This is a genomic window from Streptomyces sp. CO7, assembly GCF_053474865.1.
In genome coordinates this window covers 578,738-581,738 of record NZ_JBRIOU010000005.1, presented here as the reverse complement: position 1 = coordinate 581,738, position 3,001 = coordinate 578,738, and the positions used below count along the sequence as shown (strand labels likewise).

The 3,001-nt window shown below is 73.4% G+C and carries 4 protein-coding genes; 1 reads left to right on the top strand and 3 read right to left on the bottom strand.

All coding sequences use genetic code 11. The annotated features are described in order from the left end of the window. Positions 1 to 522 (top strand): molybdopterin oxidoreductase family protein (locus ACOV8S_RS21150; RefSeq protein WP_448319396.1); only part of this gene is annotated, 522 nt, incomplete at its 5' end. A 55-nt stretch (positions 523 to 577) separates the two neighbouring features. On the opposite strand, the gene ACOV8S_RS21145 is transcribed toward ACOV8S_RS21150, so the two are convergent. The 3 genes from ACOV8S_RS21145 to ACOV8S_RS21135 form a co-directional block, all read right to left on the bottom strand. After that, the gene (locus ACOV8S_RS21145) at positions 578 to 1,921 is read right to left on the bottom strand and encodes an RNA polymerase sigma factor (RefSeq protein ID WP_448319395.1); all 1,344 of its coding nucleotides are present in this window, start codon (positions 1,919 to 1,921) and stop codon (positions 578 to 580) included. Continuing rightward, on the bottom strand, positions 1,918 to 2,265 hold the full coding sequence (locus ACOV8S_RS21140) for a YciI family protein (RefSeq protein WP_448319394.1): 348 nt from the start codon (positions 2,263 to 2,265) through the stop codon (positions 1,918 to 1,920). Before ACOV8S_RS21140 ends, ACOV8S_RS21145 begins: the two co-directional genes overlap by 4 nt. A 251-nt stretch (positions 2,266 to 2,516) precedes the next feature. Continuing rightward, positions 2,517 to 2,978, bottom strand: a complete 462-nt coding sequence (locus ACOV8S_RS21135) for a gamma-glutamylcyclotransferase family protein (protein ID WP_448319479.1) — start codon at positions 2,976 to 2,978, stop codon at positions 2,517 to 2,519. Positions 2,979 to 3,001 lie beyond the last annotated feature (23 nt).

Sequence of the window (3,001 nt, the reverse complement as noted above, 5' to 3'; positions counted from 1 at the left end):
GGTGCCGGTGAGGGCGGGCTCGGGGACGACGACGGCCGGCCCGGGGACGGCGGCAGTGCCCCGCACCCCGGCACGCCGCGGCTGTTCCTCGACCGGTTCGCGCACCCGGACGGCCGGGCCCGCTTCGTGCCGGTCGTCCACCGAGCCTCGGCGGAGGAGCCGGACGAGGTGTACCCGCTGCTGCTCACCACGGGGCGGGTGGTCTCCCAGTACCAGTCGGGCGCGCAGACCCGCCGCGTCGCCGAGCTGAACGCGGCCGCGCCCGGCCCGTTCGTCGAGCTGCACCCTCGGCTGGCGGAGCGGCTGGGGGTCGCGGAGGGCGACCGGCTCGCCGTGGTCTCCCGGCGCGGCCGCGCGGTGGCCCCGGCGCGGGTCACCGGGGCGATCCGGCCGGACACGGTGTTCATGCCGTTCCACTGGTACGGCGAGGGCCGCGTCAACACCCTCACCAACCCCGCCCTGGACCCGGTCTCGCGCATGCCGGAGTTCAAGACCTGCGCGGTCCGCGTGGAACGCGCCTGAGCGGTCCGCGGGTGAACCGGGGGCCGGTCGGCGGGTGAACCGGCGCCGACCTCGCTCAGATGTCGGTCGTTGCCCGATCACCGCCACCGGTACCCCGGCCCGCCGACTGGATCATCTGATCGGCGAGGCGTGCGGTGAGGAACTCCCTCTCGGTCTCGTTACCGGTCAGCTCCAGCGCCTGCCGGTAGGCGGCCACCGCCTCGTTCGTACGGCCGAGGCGTTGCAGGAGGTCCGCCTTGATCGCCGGCAGGTAGTGGTACCGGGAGAGGCGGCCGTCCTGCTCCAGTGCCTCGACCCGCGCAAGAGCGACCGTCGGTCCGTGGGCCATCGACAACGGCACGGTCCGGTTCAGCGCGACGACCGGTGAGGGCCACAACGACAGCAGCCTGTCGTAGAGGGCCACGATCTGTGGCCAGTCCGTCTCCTCGTATGTCGGCGCCTCGGCGTACAGCGAGGCGATCGCCGCCTGCACGGTGTAGCGCCCTGCGCGGCCGGTACGCAGCCCGGCCACGATCAACTCGTGTGCCTCGGTCAGCGCGGCGCGGTCCCACAGCGAGCGGTCCTGCTCCTCGAGCCGCAGCAGCCGGCCGTCCGCACCGGTGCGGGTGGCGCGCCGGGCGTCGGTCACCAGGATCAGCGCAAGCAGCCCACGGACCTCGGGCTCGTCAGGCATCAGGTCCCGCAGGGTGCGGGTCAGGTGCAGCGCGCGGTCGGCCAGGTCGGGGCGCATGAGCGCGGGGCCCGAGGGGGCCGTGTGCCCGGCGGTGAACAGCAGATGGATCACACCGAGCACGGCCGTCAGCCGGTCCGGCAGCTCCGCCGGGTGCGGCGCCCGAAAGGGGATACGGGCGGTGGAGATCTTCTTCTTCGCCCGGGTGATCCGGGCGGCCATCGTCTGTTCCGACACCAACAGCGCGCGGGCGACGTCCGGTGTCGGCAGCCCGCACACCAGTCGCAGCGTCAGTGCGAGTTGCGCCTCCTGGACGAGTGCGGGATGGCAGCAGGTGAAGATGAGCCGCAGGCGTTCGTCGGGGACGACGTCCTCCGGGTCAACGGCCTGTCCCTGGTTGTGCTCGCCCAGCTCCTCCAACGCGGACACGTCCACGGCCTCCTCCGGCTCGACCAGCAGCGGCAGCTTCGAGCGGAACGTCCGCTCGCGGCGGATCGCGTCCATCGCCCGGCGCTTGGCCGCGGTGGTGAGCCAGGCCGCGGGGTTGCCCGGGATCCCGTCGCGCTGCCAGGCCGTGAGTGCCGCGGTGTACGCCTCCTGCACGCACTCCTCGGCCAGATCCAGCTCGCGGGCGACGCGCACCGTCGCGGCGAGCACGAAGGCCCACTCGCGCCGGTGCGCGTCAGCGACCGCCTGCCTCGCGTCCGTCATGACCGTCATGGCCGTCATCGGGCGATGGGCGCGACACCGCCCGCGACGGGCCGCACCTCGACACCGCCGCGGCCCCACCGGACAGCGGGGTTGCGGCGCGCCAGCTCCAGGGCGGCGTCCAGGTCGGAAGCCTCGATGACGCAGATGCCGGCGACGACTTCCCTGGAATCGATGAAAGGACCGTCGGTGACCACGTCGCCGCGCAACGAGGTGGCGGTGTCGACCGAATGCAGCGCGTACGCCGTGATCATGGCACCGGAGTCGATGAGCTCGTCGGCGTGCCGCTTGCTCGCCGCCTGCTGCTCGGGGCTGTAGTCGCCGGCCGTGGGGTCGTCGAAGATGAGGATCGCGTACTGGGCCATAACGGGACTCCTTGACTGTGCGTCCGGTCGGTACGCCTCTACGTCGGACGGACGACACGGATTCGACAGACCGTATGCACACCTTTTCAGGCCTGGGGCGGTCTTCGACGCGGTCGCCGTGCGGTCGACCGCCTGACGGCTCTGCTGCGACCGGCGCTGACACCCTGCACCGCCGTCCCTCTCGGTGCAGGTCGGACATCCGACCCGCCCGGGGGCGTGGACCGCCGGGGTCGAGAGCCGCCCGTGGCCGGTCAGCGGGTGAACCAGTCGCCGCCCGCGATGACCCGTCCCTCGGCGCGCAGCCGGGCGGCCAGGCGCGGGGCGGCGAGGTAGACCCAGGCGAGGACCCTCGCCCCGTCGCGGGTGCGGGTGACCTCGCGGACCGCGCGGAGGTAGAGGCTGGAGGGGTCGCCCGGGCGGTACTCCTCCAGCTGGTCCAAGGCTTCCAGCACCCGCTCGTAGCCGTCCTCGGCGAGGGTCATCAGTTCCCCGTGGACGACGCCGGGCTCCATGTCGGCGGCCCTCGCTCCGGCCTCCGCGCCGTCCTCCTCCAGGGCGTACGGGTAACCGGGCCCCTCGTGCAGGACGACGCCGCGCAGCGTCGCAGGCTCCTCGGCGGTGGTGCGGCCGAGGAGGTACGAGGGGTGGTAGAACCCGCCCGGGCGGAGCGTGCCGTAGACGAAGACGGGGAGCCGCTCGGTCCGCGGGCTCATCCGGCCGCCCCGGTCCCCTCGCC